The following is a 5528-nucleotide window of genomic DNA, read 5'->3' on the forward strand; positions in this document are numbered from 1 at the left end:
TTCCAAATTATCCAGACCCAATGAGGATTCTGCTTACCGGATATGCAGATATCAATGCGGTCATTGATGCGATCAACAAAGGCCAGGTCTATTTGTATATTACCAAGCCCTGGCTCGATGAAGAATTGAAAATTAATATTGAAAGGGCTTTTGAGGTTTATTCTTTACGAAGAAAGAACAAAGCACTTAATGAACAGCTTTTGCTCGTTAACGGGCAACTTGAATTTATGTTAAGACAAAAATTATTGTCATAAAACCTTCTCTGATCATTGGTCTGACTTAAATCATTTTATTGATTTCTATAATAAAATAAGTTATAAAAAATATAAAAACAGGTATATTTAAAAAAATTTTCATTAAACACAATGAACCCTGATACATCTATAAATGTTTTATATATAGACGATGAAATACATAATCTGAATTCTTTTAAAGCAGGATTCAGAAGGTTATTCAATGTCTTCACAGCAGAATCGGCTGCGGAGGGGCTGAAAGTACTGCAAAGCGAGGATATTCAAGTAATTATTACCGATCAGCGGATGCCTGTGATGACAGGTATCGAATTCCTGGAGTCTATCATTCCGGACTATCCGGATCCCATCCGGATTTTATTGACCGGTTATGCAGATATTAATGCAGTGATAGATGCCATCAATAAGGGGCAAGTATACAGATATATTCAGAAGCCCTGGATGGAAGATGATTTGAGGATACATATTATCAAAGCCTTTGAAATCTTTACATTAAGGAAAGAAAATATTGAGTTAACTGATAAGCTCCTGGTTGCCAACCAGAAGCTTGAAGGTTTACTCAGTCAGAATTTACGGCCTGAATAGCCTTTCTGAATTTTTTATTTAAAGTTCTTTTCTCAGCCTGGCGACCGGTATATTCATTTGCTCGCGATATTTAGCAACAGTTCTGCGGGCAATATTATAACCTTGTTCCTTAAGGATCTCTGTTAGTTTTTCATCTGCAAGCGGACGTCTTTTGTCCTCATTGCTGATGCAGTCTTCAAGAATTTTTTTGACTTCTTTATTGGAAACTTCCTCTCCGCTTTCGGTTTGTATTGCTTCTGAGAAGAAGGATTTTAAGAGAAATGTACCGAACTCTGTTTGAACATATTTGGAATTGGCAACCCGGGAAACGGTAGAGATGTCCATGTCAATTTTATCTGCAATATCTTTTAAGATCATGGGCCGCATTTTGCGTTCATCACCAGTAAGCAGATATTCGTACTGGTATTGCATGATGGCATTCATTGTCTTTAATAAGGTTTGCTGCCTTTGTTTAATGGCGTCTATAAACCACTTTGCAGAGTCCAGTTTTTGTTTTACAAATTGTACCGCTTCTTTTAACTTTTTATCTTTTTGAGAAGCTTTATCATAGTGCTCAAACATATCAATATAAGAACGGCTAACTCTGAGCTCCGGAGCGTTTTTTGAATTTAGAGTTAAGATCAGTACACCATCGTTATTGGAGATATGAAAATCAGGAATGATCTGAAGCTGCTTAGTGGTTACCTGATTAGAGTCGCCAGGCTTAGGGTTGAGCCGCAGGATCTCATTGATGATCTCTTTTAACTCTTCGCTTTGCAGGTTAAGGGATTTTTCTAGCTTATCATAATGTTTTCTGGTAAACTCGTCTAAATGGTGTTCAACAACTTGAATCGCTTTTACTATGATTGGGTTAGAAAGATCTTTTCTTTTAAGCTGTAAAGTCAGACATTCTTGTAGGTCTCTTGCCGCAATTCCCGGAGGATCGAAACTCTGGATCACCTTAAGCATCTCCAGTACATCTTCTTCTTCCACCATCACATTCTGAGAAAATGCCAGATCGTCAATCATTGACGTGATAGGTCTTCTTAGGTACCCATCGTCATCTAGACTACCTATAATTTGTTTTCCAATAATAAAATCCTGATCAGATAAAGGAACCAGGTCCAGCTGCTCCTGAAGACTTTCAAAGAAGGTACTTTCTATAGCAATTGGAGTCTCTTTTTTATCCTCGTCATCGTCACTGTTGTTATAGGAGGTGCTGTAATCGTTTACATCGTCATCCTGTAAATAGTCGTCAACATTAAATTCGTCTGTGTTTTCTTCTTTTGAAGAAGGATCGAAGTCATCAGGACTGTCGTTTAAATCGTCATATTCTCCCTTTGGCTCTTCCGCGATCATCAGGCTGGGGTCTTCCAAAGCTGGGTTTTCTTCCAGTTCTTCTTTTATTCGGGTATCTAATGAAACAGTCGGAACTTGCAGCAGTTTAATAAATTGAATTTGCTGAGGCGATAATTTTTGAAGAAGTTTTTGTTGTAGATGTTGTTTTAGCATGTTCTTAGGAATGTCAATTTACCCGTTCAAAAATAAGCATTTCGTTTAGATAAAATGTAATCGCGAAAATTATATTGCTTTAAATGCAGTATTAAAGCTGGAAATCCGGTTGAAAAACAAGTTTTGGCTATCCTTCTGTCGAAAAATCCATGGAACGCCATTTTTTTGTTCTCTGCTCGTCCACTGTGCCTTCGGCAATATGAGCGCCCAAAATAGCAACAGGATTGAAGCTTTTTGTGTTGGCCAACACCTGTCCAATAAAAGTGTTCCTGCAATATTGCATGGAAATTACAGTAATACAAAGACAACCGGGTTCTATTTCAAAGTTCAGGGTTTGTTCTGGAATTAATTCTGGTGAGTAATTGTACTTGATCTCTATGCTTTGAATAGGGCTTAATTTCATATGACCATGAATAAGGTCAAATAAACCGACAGCAAAACTGAGTTTGCATAAAGATTCATCTTTCGGAAATTTCATTTCCTGAGGTAGGTGAAGGTTAGGAATCTTAATGTCTAGTGTGGTTTCCGTAGCGCTAAGCAGGGGCTGTGCGAAAAAATTGTCTCTTACCGGCGAATTGATGTTGAATTCAAAACCATTTAGTCGGTTAAAACTATCAGGTTTAAATTTGTATATTCCAGTTTGAGGATCCATTGCCTGATTAAGGATGTATACGACTTCCGAATTCATCCGGTTGACCATTCGGCCGTCAAAAAAATCCGTCACAATTGAGCTCAGGTTGTGGCGGACGTTCATGGATAATTTACTGGCCACACCAAATTCTGCGGCAGCTCTCTTTGTTTCTTTAGTCTGGCTGCCTGGGGTAAATTTAGGGCGGCTTTGAACAACCTGAAGATCGAGGTATCTTTTGTAAACAACAGAACCTGCAGTTCCTTTAATAAATTTTCCATCGAGTCTTGCCATATGATCTGATTTTAAGAATAGATAAGCTTATGCTGTAGATTAGTTGTCTATGAATACGCAAAAAATATGCCAGTAAAATGAATATAATCCGCATATTATCAGGAAAATGCGGACTAGATGCGGACTAGACACGGAATATATGCGGATTCATCTACTCGGAGTTCCCTTTGTTCTCAAATCCCTGCATGAACAGTTGTGAAGGAGATGTTGCAAGTTGATCACGGCGCAACAGAAAGCGTTTGTTGATGTATATTAAATACAGGAATCAAAATTAATCCTTTGATTTTGGAATAATCTTTGATAAATTTAAGTACATCATTAACAAACTAAATATGGGATTTGTAAAAGAATTTAAAGAATTTGCCGTAAAGGGTAATGTCATGGATCTTGCCGTCGGTGTGATCATCGGTGGAGCATTTGGCAAGATTATCGACAGTGTGGTTAAGGATTTAATCATGCCCTTGATTTCCGCAGTGATCGGCTCTGTTGATTTCAGCAATATGTACGTCGTTCTCAAGGGCGAAGTAGCAGGAAATCTGGCCCTGGAAGAGGCTAGGAAAGTACCACATTCAGTGATTTTTGCTTATGGTAATTTTATTACCGTAGCCATCAATTTCCTTTTGCTGGCTTTGGCTGTGTTTATTTTAGTTAAAGGCATTAATGCAATGAAACGTAAGGAAGAGGCTGCTCCGGCAGCAGCACCAGAACCTACTAAAGAAGAAATACTGCTGGCAGAGATCAGAGATTTACTGAAATCAAAATAGAGATTAAAAGGTTCTTTTTAGGCCTGGGTCGGTTAGAATGATGTAATCACCCAGGTCTTTGTATTTTGTCCAATCCGGGTTACTGAAATCTTCAGCGGAGAAGCAGGAAATGTTTCCTGTTGTTAATTTAGGGCTCATTATTTTGAGCTGAGCCATAGCGCCCAGTTTTTCGTCACTGTGAAAACGCCCGTTTAGCTGAAGCACTTTATATCCTTTGTTTTGTTTAAGGAACCTGGCAATCGACTAAGCCATAGTAGCGTCCCAGAAATTTTGGGTCTGATAAATTTTCATATCTCCCATATGATGTCCGCCAAGGGTTTCTGTGAATTTTTCGTAGTAACGGCCCGTAGCTGTATCTATTGGCAAGGGCGGAAGGAAAGCGATGGAGCCTGAAGGTAAGGATTTTAAGGATTCAAGCCCACCCAGAGTAACCATATTACTGTACCTGGCTGCTGCATTTCCTCCAATGACGTTCAGTTTATTTGTTTTTGCGTATTCTATAAGTGGTTTATAGTCATCGTAATTGTTCCAGGCGCGGGCTTCCTTAATGAAGTTTCTTTCTGAAATGCAGCCGGCCAGATATTCGTTGATAACAGGCTGTATATCCGTATGAAACATCTCCATGGCTAAGGCAGTTTTGGGATAGGATTCCTGCATTTTCCTGAATATCATCATTTCTAAAAAATGTCCGGTTGAATCGTTATGTTCTTCACCAAAAAATAAAACATCTACATTTTTCAACTCATTTACGATCTCTTTCAGGGAAATGGTTTTCTGTTTTTTGGTGTCGTATACTTTGTAATGTTGCTCCATGTTTTGGGCAATTAACAAAGCCGGAAGGCAGATGGTCAAAATTAGTACGAACAATGGTTTCATATCCAAAGGTAAAAGATTAAGGGCGTAATTTTTAGCAGGAGATTAGGGGTAAAGATAAAGTTGGTTGTCTTACCGATGAAAACTGGTCATTCACCGACTTTTTTCGCAGATATAGAGTAAGGTACTTTTGCAGCTGAACGAATAGATATACATTTGGTTAGAATTTAGAAACAAATGGAGAACTACAAAATAAAAAACAGAAGCCATTCGAATAGTGCCTGGAGCGGATTGATCCTATTAATTATAGGGGTGGTATTCTTTCTAAGAAGTTTTGGGATTTATATTCCAGGATGGATACTCAGCTGGCCTATGCTTCTAGTGGCTATAGGTCTTCTTATTGGTTTCAAAAGAAACTTCAGAGGCGGCGGGTGGTTGATTATGGTGCTCATCGGAGGGTATTTTACATTAGGCAATATCGTAGATTTTGACATCAGGAAATATTATTTTTCACTTGCTTTTATCGGCCTTGGCCTGTATATGATCTTTAAGCCTAAACGAAATCAGGACCGTTGGAAAAAGAAATTCGATGCGTCGCAGTTCTCGGAGCTCAATAAAGAAAAGGATGCCCAATTTGAGTATGGTTCATCTTTTTCAGATACTAAGGATGCTGCAACTGAAGGAAACGTAAGTGATTTTATT

Annotated in this window: 7 protein-coding genes and 1 pseudogene; 4 read left to right on the forward strand and 4 right to left on the reverse strand. The window is 38.4% G+C overall.

The annotated features are described in order from the left end of the window. A pseudogene (locus VNZ46_RS28045) lies at window positions 1–254 on the forward strand (response regulator); the annotation flags it as partial. 111 nt (window positions 255–365) lie between these two features. After that, window positions 366–836 carry a response regulator gene (locus VNZ46_RS28050; RefSeq protein ID WP_325564795.1) on the forward strand — a complete coding sequence of 157 codons (471 nt, stop codon included), beginning with the start codon at window positions 366–368 and terminating at the stop codon, window positions 834–836. Between the two features lie 18 nt (window positions 837–854). On the opposite strand, the gene rpoN is transcribed toward VNZ46_RS28050, so the two are convergent. Further along, complete coding sequence (gene rpoN, locus VNZ46_RS28055) at window positions 855–2327, reverse strand: RNA polymerase factor sigma-54 (protein ID WP_133777361.1); 1473 nt, start codon at window positions 2325–2327, stop codon at window positions 855–857. Between the two features lie 127 nt (window positions 2328–2454). Next, window positions 2455–3249, reverse strand: coding sequence for a hypothetical protein (locus VNZ46_RS28060; protein ID WP_325564797.1), 795 nt, complete (start codon window positions 3247–3249; stop codon window positions 2455–2457). A 332-nt stretch (window positions 3250–3581) separates the two neighbouring features. Between VNZ46_RS28060 and mscL the strand changes: the two genes are divergently transcribed. Then, window positions 3582–4013, forward strand: a complete 432-nt coding sequence (mscL, locus tag VNZ46_RS28065; protein WP_325564799.1) for a large conductance mechanosensitive channel protein MscL — start codon at window positions 3582–3584, stop codon at window positions 4011–4013. Between the two features lie 3 nt (window positions 4014–4016). Here the strand turns inward: mscL and VNZ46_RS28070 are convergent, their stop codons facing one another. Continuing rightward, window positions 4017–4217: a hypothetical protein gene (locus VNZ46_RS28070; protein WP_325564801.1), complete on the reverse strand. Its 201-nt coding sequence runs from the start codon at window positions 4215–4217 to the stop codon at window positions 4017–4019. A gap of 39 nt (window positions 4218–4256) precedes the next feature. Continuing rightward, complete coding sequence (locus VNZ46_RS28075; protein WP_325564803.1) at window positions 4257–4889, reverse strand: ChaN family lipoprotein; 633 nt, start codon at window positions 4887–4889, stop codon at window positions 4257–4259. A 174-nt stretch (window positions 4890–5063) separates the two neighbouring features. Here VNZ46_RS28075 and VNZ46_RS28080 point away from each other — a divergent pair. Further along, on the forward strand, window positions 5064–5528 hold a 465-nt coding region (locus VNZ46_RS28080), incomplete at its 3' end, for a LiaF transmembrane domain-containing protein (RefSeq protein ID WP_325564804.1).

Source organism: Pedobacter sp. (assembly GCF_035566355.1).
Lineage (GTDB): Bacteria > Bacteroidota > Bacteroidia > Sphingobacteriales > Sphingobacteriaceae > Pedobacter.

Excerpts from the sequence above, each read along its gene's own strand:
- VNZ46_RS28050 (WP_325564795.1), top strand. The coding sequence starts at position 366 with ATGAACCCTGATACATCTATAAATGTTTTATATATAGACGATGAAATA.
- rpoN (WP_133777361.1), bottom strand. The coding sequence starts at position 2,327 with ATGCTAAAACAACATCTACAACAAAAACTTCTTCAAAAATTATCGCCT.
- VNZ46_RS28060 (WP_325564797.1), bottom strand. The coding sequence starts at position 3,249 with ATGGCAAGACTCGATGGAAAATTTATTAAAGGAACTGCAGGTTCTGTT.
- mscL (WP_325564799.1), top strand. The coding sequence starts at position 3,582 with ATGGGATTTGTAAAAGAATTTAAAGAATTTGCCGTAAAGGGTAATGTC.
- VNZ46_RS28075 (WP_325564803.1), bottom strand. The coding sequence starts at position 4,889 with ATGAAACCATTGTTCGTACTAATTTTGACCATCTGCCTTCCGGCTTTG.